Raw genomic sequence first — 12,422 nt, forward strand, 5'->3', positions numbered from 1 at the left:
AAACGCGGCGCACCTTCTGAGGTGCGCCGCGTGATTCCAACGGTTGCTCATCCCGCTCAGTCTGTCGTGCCGGGCGGCTTCGGGCCGAAGAACTGGTAGTAGATGCACTTGATGCGCCCGTTGTAGAGGCGCCGGCGATGGGTCGCCTGCCTTCCCACGAAGCGCTCCAGTTCAGCATGTGGCGTGAGCACGAACATGGACCAGTCGCGCAGGCCGTCCAGCACGCCCTTCAATTGCCCGTAGAGTTCCTCCGCCTGCCTGACATCCCCCAGACGCTCTCCGTACGGCGGGTTGCAGATCAGGTACCCATACTTGTGATGGGTCCGGAACTCGGCGAGCGGACGCTGGACGAACTCGATCTCGCCGCCAAATCCGGCGCGGTCGGCGTGGTGTTCGGCCAACCGGATTGCGTCCGAAGATATGTCGCTGCCCCAGATGCGCAGTTTGCGGTCGTGCACAGCGAGTTCATCGGCTTCGTCAAGCGCGTCACTCCACAGTTCGCGGGGTAGCGCCGGCCAGCGGAACGCATCGAAGGTTCGCAACGTGCCCGGCGCGATATTACGGCCGATCATCGCGGCCTCAATGGGTATGGTGCCCGAGCCGCAGCAGGGATCGGCCAGGATGAAGCCGGGTTGCCAGTGGCTGAGAGTGACCATCGCCGCCGCAAGGGTCTCTCGCAGAGGCGCAGGCGCCGACAGATCACGATAGCCGCGTTTGTGCAGGCCATCCCCGCTGGTGTCCAAGGTGAGAGAAACCACGTCTTTGAGCAGCGCAACCTGCACCCGGTGACGCGGCCCTGTCTCCGGAAGCGTGCGCACGCCGTGCCGGCGCTGGAGCGCGTTCACGATCGCCTTCTTGACGACACTCTGGCAGGCCGGGACGCTCGAGAGCGTGGACTTGACTGACTTGCCGATCACGGGGAACTCGGCATCCGGGGGAATCCAGTCGCTCCAGGGCAGCGCGGTGGTCTGATCGAAGAGTTCGTCGAAGGTGGTGGAGCGAAAAGACCCCAGTTCCAGCAGGACGCGGTCCGCGCAACGCAGCCACAGGTTCGCCCGGCAGATGGCCGGCGGATCAGTGGACCAGGTGACCTTTCCTCGGTCCACGCGCAGGTCCGCGTAGCCGAGAGCCCGAAGCTCATCGGCCACCAGTCCCTCCAGGCCAAAGGCACATGTTGCGACCAGCGTGATCATCGGGGATACCTTCCGGGCTGCCGGACCCCCTAAGCAGTTGGCGGCGCGCCGAACTTCAGCCGCGGTATTTGCTCGCACAGGATCCCGCCGTCGACGGTGATGCACTGGCCGGTGATGTACGCGCCAGCCTCGCTGGCCAGAAGTACAACCGCACCCGAACAGTCCGCGGGTTTGCCCAGGCGCCCCAGTGGAATGTGCTCCAGCAGGTACTCCCAGAAACCGTCGGCGACCTCAAAATCGTCCCCGATCTCCGTCTCGATCAGCCCCGGTGCCACGGAGTTCACCGTAATCCCGTGAGGCGCGAGTTCGATGGCCAGTGACCGGGTCATCATCTCCAGCGCGCCCTTGGATGTATTGTATGGCGCCAGGTGCGCTTCGGCCTGGTAGCCATTGGTGGAAGAGATGTTGATAATCCGCCCGCCCCCGCCGCGCTTGATCATCCGCGCCGCTATCTGTTGTGTCAGGAAGAAGGGGGCCGTCACGTTCACTGCGAAGGTGAAGTTCCAGCTATCCAGGCTCACCCGGTCGAAAGGCTCCAGGCTGGCGACTCCAGCGTTATTCACCAGGATGTCAATCTCGCCGAAGTCCGACCAGAGCGTCGCGGCCAGATCGGCCAGCCCCTCGGGTTTGGACAGGTCATACTGAAACGCCCGTGTTTCGCGGCCAAGCGCCTGGATTTCGGACACCACCTCGTCCGCCGCAGCGGCCGCTGAGCGGAATACAATGGCCACGTCGGCCCCGGCCTCCGCAAGCCCGATTGCCAGCCCCCTCCCAATGCCGCGAGACCCTCCTGTCACCACGGCTTTGCGTCCGGTAAGATCAAAAGCAGACATGAACGCCTCCGCATCAGAGCGACCCACCCGTGAGTCGCATGGAATCACTGGAGTTTGCCTGAGCCTTCAATAGGCCAGACGTCCACCACTCGGCCTTCGCTGCACACGAACATGCGCCGGTGCAGGTTGCAGGTTGTGCAGGCGTGAGAAGGCAGCAGGTGGACCTTCTGGCCGACCTGCAGGGGTTCGCCGTGAACATTGAGGAACCCGTGCTCTTCGGACAGGAAGAAAGTAATGTCGATGTCGGGACGTCCCATCACACGCGGCGGGCCGAACTCCGCGCCCACGCCTTTCACGCCCACATCCAGTACCGCGCGGGTGGGCTCTTTCGCGCTGATGCAGGTCGCCAGAACCGACAGCGCAAGCTCGAACTCGGGCCGCGTGTCCTTATACCGCCAGTCCATGGTCACATAGGTCCCGGCCTGGAGCTCGTCCACCCCGGGCGTGGTACCGGTGAGGTCGTAGGTACCCGTTCCACCGCCGCTGACGATGGCAACCGGGATGCCTGCGGCCTCGATGAGCCGCCTCGTCTCCACCATGAGGCCGATGGAGCTTCCGGTCACCGAGTTCCGCTCATCATCGTCCACCATGAGCACCGAATGCCCCTCGAAGCCCTGCAATCCGTCGAAGCGCAGGCCGGGCAGGCTCTGGATGAGCCGTGCCAGTTCGAGCGTGGGTTCGCCAGGCATGACGCCGCAGCGCTTCATCCCGATCTCCACCTCGATGAGCACCCCCACCTGCTTGCCTGCGGCCTCGGCCATCTGCGAGATCTCGCGGCAGTTGTCCTCATCGTCCACAGCAACGCGCACTATCGCGGGGTCGATGAGACCCAGGAGGCGCTCGATCTTCCGCGCGCCCACCACCTGGTTGGCGATGAGCACATCCATCATGCCGCGGCGAACACAGACCTCGGCTTCACTCACTTTGGCGCAGGTGACGCCCACGGCCTCGCGCACCAACTGCCGCTTCATGAGTTGGGGGCACTTGTGGTTCTTGAAATGCGGGCGCAGCTTGCAGTGCTTGTCCGCGAAAAAATCTGCCATGCGGTCGATATTGCGCTGGGCAATGTCGATGTCCAGCACCAGCGCGGGTGTGTCCAGGTCTTCCACGGGGCGGCCGATGGGCCAGCGGGGAGCCATCCGTCCATCTCCATGCGAAAAGGGCGCCGGAGCGCGCCATTGTGTATGAGCCGGCCCACAACAGTACCGGAGACGGGCATTCGCGTCAACCGCGGAGGTGCGCGGGCCGGCCGGCTGAGAACCCCGGGGTGCGCCCGTGCCCGCTTTGGTGTAGAATGCAGCGTCGCAAACCGCCCGGCCCAGACGGGCCGTGTAGACGCGTAAGGGAGCCGTTCACGTGGCAACCGAGAACCTGACTGAGGACGCGCTGGCTACCCGGAGGCAGGCCAGGCGATCCATTCTCCTCCTTTCCGGCACCTTCTTCTTCCTCTTCGCAGGCGCCGGAGCCCAGCAACTGTATATCACGCCGTACCTGCAGGACTGCACCGACTGGACCGGCATGATGCGGGGTATGGTCGCAGCCACCGTATATATAAGCATGATGGTCTTCCGCGTGGCAAATGTCTACCTCCTGCGCGGCTGGTCACACCAGCGCCTGACCTTCGTGGGTTCGCTCACCTACACGCTCTTCACCGTCGCAATGCTCGCTACTTTCTACGTCAAGAGCTACCCGCTTGCGCTTGCCGGAGCGGCAATCTGGGGCTGGGGCGGGGCGGCTATGTGGACGGGCACCACGATGATGGTCTTCAAAGCCGCCCAAGAGGGGAAGCGGTATGGGATCAGTACCGGCATCCTGTATAGCGCCACGCACGCGGGATGGCTTGCCGGAACCATCGTCCTGGGGATCGTATACCAAAATCAGAACTGGGAGCCATACACGGTATATGTGGTGGCCATGGCGATCACCATCATCGGGAACGTGCTGGCCGCCCTGCACCCGGTGGATGACGATTCGACAATGGCGAAGCCCCAGCGTGGCGAGCTCCGCCGGCTGATGCAGCGGTCGAAGGTGCGCATCGCGGGCTTTCTCCTGACCACGTCCTCGCTGTCCTTCGGCTTCATGCTCAGCGTCTTCGGGGATCATGTGAAGGCCCAGTTCGGCGAGGAGTACATCTGGGTCACCGCAATGTTCTATCCAGGCTGCCGCATGGTGACCAGCATCGTGGGCGGGGCTCTCAACGACCGCATCGGGCAGGCATGGACCATGGCCGGAGGGTTTGTGTCGGCAGCCGTGGCCCTGTGGCTGGCGACCCAGTGGTCTACGGTGGTCTCGGCAGCAATCGCCGCCACCGCACTGGCCCTGCTGAACGGAACCGTCCCGGTGGTTGCTACCGCGATGATCGGCGATTCTGCCGACAGTAAGCGCCAGCCACTTGCATACGGTGCGGTGTTCGCGTTTCGGGACCTGGGTGTGGTGCTCGCGGCGGTCTGGGGGAAGGTCCTCATGGGCCCCAGCGCGGAGTTCACACACACCTTCAACACCTTCGCGCTGGTCTTCCTGGCCTGCGGCGCTGTGGCGCTCATGCTGCGCAAACACGCCCTCGAGCGCCTCTGACAGCCAATCTGCGCCCATGAATCAGGAAAGCCGCGTGGACCAGAAGGGTCTCTCGCGGCTTTCCTTTATAGGGAGGAGGGCTGTCCTTCATATACCCCTGAGAGTGCGCCCCCAAACTCTCTGGCGCAATACCCGCAGGTTCCCCGCCCTCCCAACCGCTCCCTGTGAAGTTTCCCCCTCTTCGCGATTAGCCCCCAGACCGGTCCGGCCATTGGCTGCACCCGCGCGACGAGAAGGCTCTCTGCGACCGCATGCTATCGCTGGTGACCCCGCCCGTTGGCGGTCTGTCTTCGGGCGGACGGGCAGGGAAGGGTCCCGGAGGGCGCTGATCTGGCAAAACGACGGCGGGCCGGACGGGGCCCCTCCAGGCCCACTGCGCGGCCGTGATACCCCGTGCGGCTGGCCGAAGGGCCTTGTCAGCGCCTCGGGCGACCTCTCCGGATGGCCTCCCTTCAATCGTACTCGTAGGCAGCCGGTTCCCAGCCGCTGGCACTGATGACCTTCCACAGCCCGCCTTCCTTAGCGAAATCCACCTTCACACTCAAATCTATACCGTCTGCCAGTTCACTGTGATGGCCCGCGGCGAACCGCGCCCGGATTACCGCCTGAGCCCTCTTGCCCGAGATACTCACTCGCGGGGGCTCCACATGCAGCCGGAAAGGCTCGGGCTGCCGGAACCCGCTGACCACCATGCGGGTAATATCCCGCTTGCGATGAGTGCCATCGTCGTATTTGTCGGAAACATGCCGGAGCACGGCTCCCGCGTCTTTCCTCTCAACGGCCTGCTGCACCTGTAGGATGACGCGGTTGATCTGCAGTTCGTCGGGTTCTGTGGGACGCGCGCGCCACCAGGCGTAGCCGGCAACCAGGGCGACCACCAGGGCCAGGACGCCAAGAAGGACTCTCATCCAGCTCACTCCGCGCGTGCAAATGGGTGTATGACGACATGAGCTACCGGGAAGTATAGCACCGCGGGCCATGTCGGGGTTCCATGTCTGGCGCACGGGGAGGCCTTCTCCCCGGTCCGCGCCAGCTTGACCGGCGCAGGCAAGTGGCATACACTTCCCTGCGCCTGAGGGCGCTATTCGAAAGGATAGGCCGATGCTCCGCGACCGACGTTCATCCCTGACACTGGCTCTGATGGGGTTCGTGGCTGCCCAGGTGCTCTCCTGGGCCGGATGGCTGCGCTCTGTGGACAACGGACTCCTGTCGCTGGCATTCCACCAGCGCGGGACTCGCCCTGCGGCGCCGCAGGTGACCGTCATCGCACTTGATCCCCTGGACGTGTACCCTGATCCCGGCGCGCCGGAATCATCACCTGCCGCGACGTATGCCGCACTGGTTGAGCGCCTTCATACCGGCGGCGCGCAGGCCATCGCGCTGGACGTGCCCATGGCTTCCCTGCTGGCCACTCGCGGCGCCGGATCGCCGGCTAACCGGCGACTTGCAGAGGCGATCCGCCAGGCCCGGAATGTGGTCCTGCCGTGCGTCCTGGAGCCACCGGGGATCGCCGCGGGGCGCACCTACCCCCAGGTGCCGGCACGGTTCAGTCTAGGCGAGGGCACGCTCCCCGTTCCGGCCGAGCTGGTGGACGGGGTGCTGCTTGCGCCGGCATTGGAGCTCACCCGGCACGCCGCCGGGCTGGGTCACGTGAACCTTTACCCTGACGTGGATGGGGTCATCCGGACGCTGCCCGTGGTCACCTCCGCACACGGCCTCCTGTGGCCCTCTTTGGCCCTGGAAGCGGTTCGCGTCCACCGTGGTCTGCCGCCGGGTTCCGCCGCTGTTAGCGCGGGGAATGTGCGCCTGGGAGACACCCACCTGGCCGTCACCCCTGCAGGCGAGATGTTCATCAACTTCGCCGGGGGATACAAGCACTACCCCTATCTGGATGCCCGCGACGTGCTTGAGAGCGATTCGGAGAGCCTGCGCGAAGCCGTATCAGGCAAGGTGGTGCTGATTGGCCCAACAAGCCACACGGGATACTGGCGCACTCCGATCCACCCGGTCATGCCTGGAGTCGAACTGACCGCCAACGCCGTGGGCAATCTGCTGCAGAACAGCTGGTTGCGCCAGCCTGCGCCGTGGGTCCCTGTGCTCGTGTCGTTGCTGCTTGCGCTGGCTCTGGGGCTCGCATGTCCGCAGGGCAGGGCGGCTTACGCGGCAATGGTGAGCGGAACCCTGGTGGCCGGGGTGCTGGTGGTCGCGTTACTGCTCTTTACGTCCGGCTTATGGCTGCCCGCCGGGAATGTCCTGGCCACTGTGGTCATCGGCGGCCTGGTGCTCATCGTGCGCTCGGCCTCCTATGCCGAACGTGCACGGGAACGCGCCGAAGCCCGGCTGGATTCGCGCCTGGACGCCATCACGGGCATCGGCGCGCTGATCGTCTCCACCATCGATCGCCGGCGCCTGCTGGACGAGGTGGTTCACTGGGTTGAGCGCGAACTCGACGTGCCCGCAGTGTCGATTTTGCTCCTGGATGAACGCCGGCGGAAGCTGGTCTTCGAGGTGGCCTCCGGCGAGAAAGGCCGCCAGGTCCAGGCGTTTTCACTTGAGCTGGGCGAGGGAGTAGCAGGGACTGTGGCGGCCACCGGACAAGCGCTTATCGTGGACAAGGCCTCAGCGGATCCCCGCCACCAGCGATTCATCTCCGATGCCGTGGACTTCCCGGTGCAGTCGATCCTCTGCGTCCCCATCGCTCTTCACGGCGAGGTGATCGGGGTCATCGAGGCCCTGAACAAGCGCTCGGGGCCATTCACGAGCCAGGACACCGACTTGCTCACCGTCATCGCCCAGCAGGCTGCGCTGTTCCTGGAGACCGCCCGACTGTACTCCGAAATGCAGCGGCGGGTGGATGAGGCCACAGCAGGTCTGCGCCGGGCGAACCGAGACATCACCAGCCAGAAGGCCCGCCTGGAGACCCTTCTCGCGGAACTGGAATCGGGGGTCATCTACACCGACAACCGTGATCGGGTGGTCACCTGGAACCGCACCGTGGAGCGCCTCCTGGGAGTCCGGGCCGAGCAGGCAATCGGGCAGCCGGTCCTGGCGCTCATCGGCCACCCCGGCCTGTCTGACCTCCTTGCCCGACCGCTGTCGCTCATGGGCGGACGGGCCGCAGAAGAGCTTGAGATGTCGGTGGATGGGCACACTGTCTTCCTGCGGGCGTCGGTGAACACGGTGGCCGAGGAAGACGGGTTCGGCAAGCTCGTGCTCCTCACGGACATCACCCGGCTCAAGGAACTGGACCGGATGAAGACCGATTTCGTCTCTTTCGTCTCACACGAACTGCAGAATCCGTTGGCGTCTATCCGCGGCTTCGCCCATCTCCTGCAGCAGAAGACCGAGGCGGATTCACCCAATGCGCGCCTGATCCGGTTCCTCAACCAGCAGGCGACGCGGATGCAGTGGCTGGTCGAGGACTTCCTCGACATCTCGCGCATCGATTCGGGCGTGCCACTGTCCATCCAGTTTCGGGAGATCGACGATGTGCAGGGCATGATCCAGCAAGTCTTCGAACTATACGCGGTGACCACTCAGGACCACGAGTTCGTGGTCGAGGTTGCCGAGGAACTGCCGCCCTTCGAAGCAGACCGGCGCAAGCTGGAGCAGGTCCTGGTGAACCTCGTGGGCAATGCTGTGAAATACTCGCCGGACGGCGGCGAGGTGAAAGTCGTCGTCGAGCGCAGTGGCGATGACGTGCTTTTTTCCGTCCTCGACGAGGGCATCGGCATCTCCAAGGAGGACGTCGAGCACCTCTTCCAGCGGTTCCGTCGCGCCCCGGGAACCCGTGAGAGAGTGCGGGGGACCGGAATCGGACTGTTCCTGTGCCGGTATCTCGTAGAGGCCCAGGGCGGTCGCATCTATGCCGAGCCCCGGGAGAAGGGCTCTGCATTCCGGTTCACCATCCCCCTGCGCCCGGTGGACGGGAGTGATGACAATGGGCGTCCGGCCACCGGTTCCGCTCAAGCTGGGTGACGTGTTAGAATTGAAGAAGCCGCACGCCTGCGGCGCGAATCGCTGGGAAGTCATTCGCCTGGGGCAGGATATTCGCCTGCGCTGCCAGGGCTGCGACCGCCTGGTGATGCTTCCGCGGTCAAGACTGGAGCGCCGCATCCGCAAGATCGAGGGACCCGTGGATTCCGCGCCGTCGGAAAGCTGAAGAAGACGCCCGCTAACACACTGAAAGGCGACACCCAATGCCAACTGTCAACGCTGAGATTGCCGTGGCCGCGCCCGTGGATCGCGTCTACCAGATTGCCCGGGACATTGAGAAGTTCCCGGAGTTCATGGATGACGTCGAGAGCGTGGAGATCCTCGAACAGACCCCCGAGAAGCAGGTCAGCAAGTGGGGCAGCATAATCAAAGAGTTCAACCGCACCATCACCTGGACTGAAGCGGACTACTGGGACGACGCGGCGAAGACCTGCCGGTGGGAGCAGCTCGAAGGAGACTTCACCCGGTACGAGGGCGAATGGCAGTTCGTGTCAGACGGCGAGGGTTCCATCGCGCGGCTTACCATCAACTACGAATACACCGTGCCACTCATCGGCGCGCTGATCCAGGGCTTGCTTCTGAAGAAAATGCAGGCCAACGTGCAGTCGATGCTGGAGGCCATCAAGGCCCGGGCCGAACAGGGGTAGAGCCGCGCCGGGTCTCAACCCGCTGATAGCCATGACCACTGTCGCCCTTTGCGGGCTCTCGCTGCTCCTTCTGTCGCAATTCGCCGCCGGGGATGACCCGACGGTGGCTCCGCCTGCCGAAGCGCAACCGGTTCCGCGCACTGTCGTCGGCGCCATCCGCTGGGATGCCTGGCATGGCGAAGCGTCCAGCGTCGGGAGAGTGGTGGAGGCGACTCTCGGCCCAAAGTGCTATCACAGTCGCCTGCCGTTCTTCGCCAAAATCATCTCCGACCACCAGGTGGAGATACGCGGCGACACTCAGGAAATCATGGACCGGGAGATCGCCTACGCCCATGAAGCCGGGCTGGACTACTGGGCTTTTGTTACCTATCCCCCGGATATCCCCATGAGCAGAGGGCTGGAGCTCTACCTGTCCAGCGAACGCAAGCAGGACATCCACTTCTGCCTGAATCTGCAGGGCGGGTGGGAAAGCGCCGGCGGCATGGCTGCCTGGCCCGCGAAAGTAGAGCGATACGTCAAGTATTTCGCTGATCCATGCTACCAGACGGTTCTCGGAGGCAGGCCGCTGGTGTACCTGTACTCGGTGGGCGATCTTGTGGGCGAAGGGCGCTTCGCCGACTGGACACAGGCCCGCCAGGCTTTTGACCGTTTGCGCCAGGCCACCGCAGAAGCGGGGGTTCCTACTCCGTATTTCGTGGTGCAGGACTGGTCGCCGGACGTGGCCGCCGAGAGGATGAAGCTGCTCGGTATGGACGCCATCGGGGCCTACGCCATGGCCGGCGGCGGTAACGAGGCGCCTTTTCGGAAGCTGGCCGAAGTCGTGGCGGCATGGTGGGAACGCTGCAAGGCCACAGGAGCCCCTGTGGTGCCCCTTGCCATGGCCGGGTGGGATCGTCGACCGCGCATTGAGCGCCCCCATCCGTGGGAACCGTGGCAGAGACCCGGCGAGGGCATGGAGCGGTACTACCAGGCGCCGACCCCGCAAGAACTCGCGGCACATGTCGGGGACGCTCTGCGCTGGGTGGATGCCAACCCCGAGGCTGCGCCGGCCCGGGCAGTGCTGATCTATGCCTGGAATGAAAATGACGAGGGCGGCTGGCTTGTGCCCACGCTGCAGGAGGGTAAGGCACGCCTGGATGCATTGAGGGAAGTCCTCGCCACGCGCTGAGACCGACTATTGGGAAAAGCAAGAGCGCACTCCGGCGTCGGAGTGCGCTCTTGTCGTCTGTGCTGTGTGGTGCGGCCTAGTTCGGGTCGGCTCCGCGGGTGAACATGCTCGCCGTGGCGGTATTGAGCCACTTGCCGTGTCCGTCCACGAAACAGACGTTGGCGCCGTCATTGTGGCGCTCGACGAGATCCCAGTGAACGGAGGTCCACCCGGTTGTCCCCGGTTCGCGGTTGAACAGCGCCGCGTGGTTGGGCGCATACCACCACGTGTCCATGGTCCATCCATCGTAGATCATAATTGTCGTCGCGGGCATTTTCACATTGCCTTGTGGGCACCAGTCGAGACCCGCCGAGTCGATCCCCAGTGCCGGGTCCGGGTTCGCACCGTTGTAGTTGTATGTGAAGGGGAAGGTGGCATAGGGCATCTGGTTCTGGGTCTGCTGGTATGAGGGGCACTGGAAAATCTGGTCGTTATTGATGTACGGCATGATGCACTCCGCCCATGTCAGGTAGTTCGTGGACAACGTGTACCCGGTGGGAACGTGCACATACCACCACCACTTGGGGGGAAAGCGGTCGTCGTGGTCCTGGCAATACATCAATGCCCCAAGTCCGATCTGCTTTACGTTGGACAGACAACTGCTCTGCCGCGCTTTCTCCCGCGCTCTCGCGAACACCGGGAAGAGGATAGCGGCAAGGATGGCGATGATCGCGATCACCACCAGCAACTCGATGAGTGTGAAGCCGCGACGGGTCATCTTGTCTCCTCCTTGCTTCTGTGAGTTGACGACTGGTCTGACGCACGATATTGGCGGGTTCCTCGGGTATTTCACCCTATACTACACCGCCGGTAGGTCGAGAGAATGGCGATTTGCGGAAGACCGCCGTACGCAGCGGGCTCGTATCCGGCCCGAAGCGGGGGCCGTCCGCTATGACCCCGCCAGTACCGTGAAGATGGCTTCCGTCATCCGCACCTGCGTCAGACCGTCCTCAATGGTGCAGATTGCCTCTGCTTTCCCCGCCACCACATCCACCGCATTCTGCGCTTGTTCGAGGAATGACCAGCTATACTTCACCTGCGGCAGCCTGATTTCCTGCCTGTCACCCATCGCATAGATTTCTACGTCTGCCGGAACGTTGATGAGCAGCGGCGGGGGGAGCTTCACTCGCACCGAACCGCCCTCGAAATACAGCGCGAGCTCCTCGTCCCAGCGCGTGTTGGCGCTGCACTTTGCTATTTCCAGTTGGGCGACCGCATTGCCGTATTCGATGCAGACTCGCTTCACATCCCGGCTCCAGTCGGCATCACATACCCGGAAATCTTGCCCGAGGAAATACGCGAGCAGGTCCATGTCGTGGCTGTGGACGTGGTTCGTGAAGTAGTACGGGCCCCAAGCCCCCGCAAACTTCTCGGGCAGCCAGTCGGGCATAGGCGACGTGGGCTTGGCGCTCATCGGCTCATCGGTCTTGATGGTAGGGAAGAGACCGCCGATGTTGGCCTGCCAGTCGCCGCCGATGAAGGAGTGCGCCCGCGCGTACAACAACTTGCCCGCCTCGCCTGTGGTCTGCCAGTGGTCTACAACCGCCTTGGCTGCCCGGACGCCGAGATCAAAGCGCTTCATGAACCCCACCAGGAGCTGCTTACCGGTACGCGCGGAGACGTCCCGCAAATGCTCTGCGTCAACCGCCCGGAGTGAGACAGGCTTCTCGCAGATCACATCCTTTCCCGCTTCGAGCAGGTCCGCGCAGATGTCCACGTTCAGCTCCGGCGGCACGACGACCACCGCGAGGTCGATCTCCGGGTCGGCGCCGAGTTCCGAATGGGACGCGTAACGTTTCTCGATGCCGAACCGGTCAGCCACCTGGTTGAGCAGTCCGGGCCGCGAAGAGGCGAGGGCCGTGACCCTTGCCCCGGAAGCCTGCTGAAAACAGGGAATGTGTGCGACTTGCGCCATGTATCCGGCGCCTACGAAACCGACACGCACGTCAGTCATTTTGCTGTGCCTCCTGGT

The 12,422-nt window shown here is 64.0% G+C and carries 11 protein-coding genes; 5 read left to right on the forward strand and 6 right to left on the reverse strand.

The window, feature by feature from the left end:
- Positions 1–56 precede the first annotated feature (56 nt).
- From HPY44_01170 to HPY44_01180, 3 genes are read right to left on the reverse strand one after another with little or no spacing between them, the layout of a single operon-like run.
- Complete coding sequence (locus HPY44_01170) at positions 57–1,193, reverse strand: class I SAM-dependent RNA methyltransferase (GenBank protein NSW54597.1); 1,137 nt, start codon at positions 1,191–1,193, stop codon at positions 57–59.
- Between the two features lie 29 nt (positions 1,194–1,222).
- Complete coding sequence (locus HPY44_01175; protein ID NSW54598.1) at positions 1,223–2,026, reverse strand: 3-oxoacyl-ACP reductase FabG; 804 nt, start codon at positions 2,024–2,026, stop codon at positions 1,223–1,225.
- 44 nt (positions 2,027–2,070) lie between these two features.
- The gene (locus HPY44_01180; GenBank protein ID NSW54599.1) at positions 2,071–3,165 is read right to left on the reverse strand and encodes a DSD1 family PLP-dependent enzyme; all 1,095 of its coding nucleotides are present in this window, start codon (positions 3,163–3,165) and stop codon (positions 2,071–2,073) included.
- 217 nt (positions 3,166–3,382) lie between these two features.
- Here HPY44_01180 and HPY44_01185 point away from each other — a divergent pair, with 217 nt between their 5' ends.
- Positions 3,383–4,600, forward strand: coding sequence for an MFS transporter (locus HPY44_01185; protein NSW54600.1), 1,218 nt, complete (start codon positions 3,383–3,385; stop codon positions 4,598–4,600).
- 452 nt (positions 4,601–5,052) lie between these two features.
- Here the strand turns inward: HPY44_01185 and HPY44_01190 are convergent, their stop codons facing one another.
- On the reverse strand, positions 5,053–5,508 hold the full coding sequence (locus tag HPY44_01190) for a hypothetical protein (protein NSW54601.1): 456 nt from the start codon (positions 5,506–5,508) through the stop codon (positions 5,053–5,055).
- A gap of 193 nt (positions 5,509–5,701) precedes the next feature.
- On the opposite strand from HPY44_01190, the gene HPY44_01195 reads away from it, so the two are divergent.
- The 4 genes from HPY44_01195 to HPY44_01210 are packed head-to-tail and all read left to right on the forward strand — an operon-like array spanning position 5,702 to position 10,411.
- On the forward strand, positions 5,702–8,578 hold the full coding sequence (locus HPY44_01195; GenBank protein ID NSW54602.1) for a CHASE2 domain-containing protein: 2,877 nt from the start codon (positions 5,702–5,704) through the stop codon (positions 8,576–8,578).
- Positions 8,541–8,762 (forward strand): DUF951 domain-containing protein, encoded by a 222-nt coding sequence (locus HPY44_01200; protein ID NSW54603.1) that lies wholly within the window; start codon positions 8,541–8,543, stop codon positions 8,760–8,762. The genes HPY44_01195 and HPY44_01200 overlap by 38 nt, the downstream gene beginning before the upstream one ends.
- 37 nt (positions 8,763–8,799) lie before the next feature.
- On the forward strand, positions 8,800–9,243 hold the full coding sequence (locus HPY44_01205; GenBank protein NSW54604.1) for an SRPBCC family protein: 444 nt from the start codon (positions 8,800–8,802) through the stop codon (positions 9,241–9,243).
- A 31-nt stretch (positions 9,244–9,274) separates the two neighbouring features.
- Positions 9,275–10,411, forward strand: coding sequence for a hypothetical protein (locus tag HPY44_01210; GenBank protein ID NSW54605.1), 1,137 nt, complete (start codon positions 9,275–9,277; stop codon positions 10,409–10,411).
- Between the two features lie 76 nt (positions 10,412–10,487).
- Here the strand turns inward: HPY44_01210 and HPY44_01215 are convergent, their stop codons facing one another.
- The gene (locus HPY44_01215) at positions 10,488–11,168 is read right to left on the reverse strand and encodes a DUF1559 domain-containing protein (GenBank protein ID NSW54606.1); all 681 of its coding nucleotides are present in this window, start codon (positions 11,166–11,168) and stop codon (positions 10,488–10,490) included.
- A 171-nt stretch (positions 11,169–11,339) separates the two neighbouring features.
- Positions 11,340–12,404 carry a Gfo/Idh/MocA family oxidoreductase gene (locus HPY44_01220; GenBank protein ID NSW54607.1) on the reverse strand — a complete coding sequence of 355 codons (1,065 nt, stop codon included), beginning with the start codon at positions 12,402–12,404 and terminating at the stop codon, positions 11,340–11,342.
- Positions 12,405–12,422: the final 18 nt, after the last annotated feature.

It is taken from the genome of Armatimonadota bacterium, assembly GCA_013314775.1.
Lineage (GTDB): Bacteria > Armatimonadota > Zipacnadia > Zipacnadales > JABUFB01 > JABUFB01.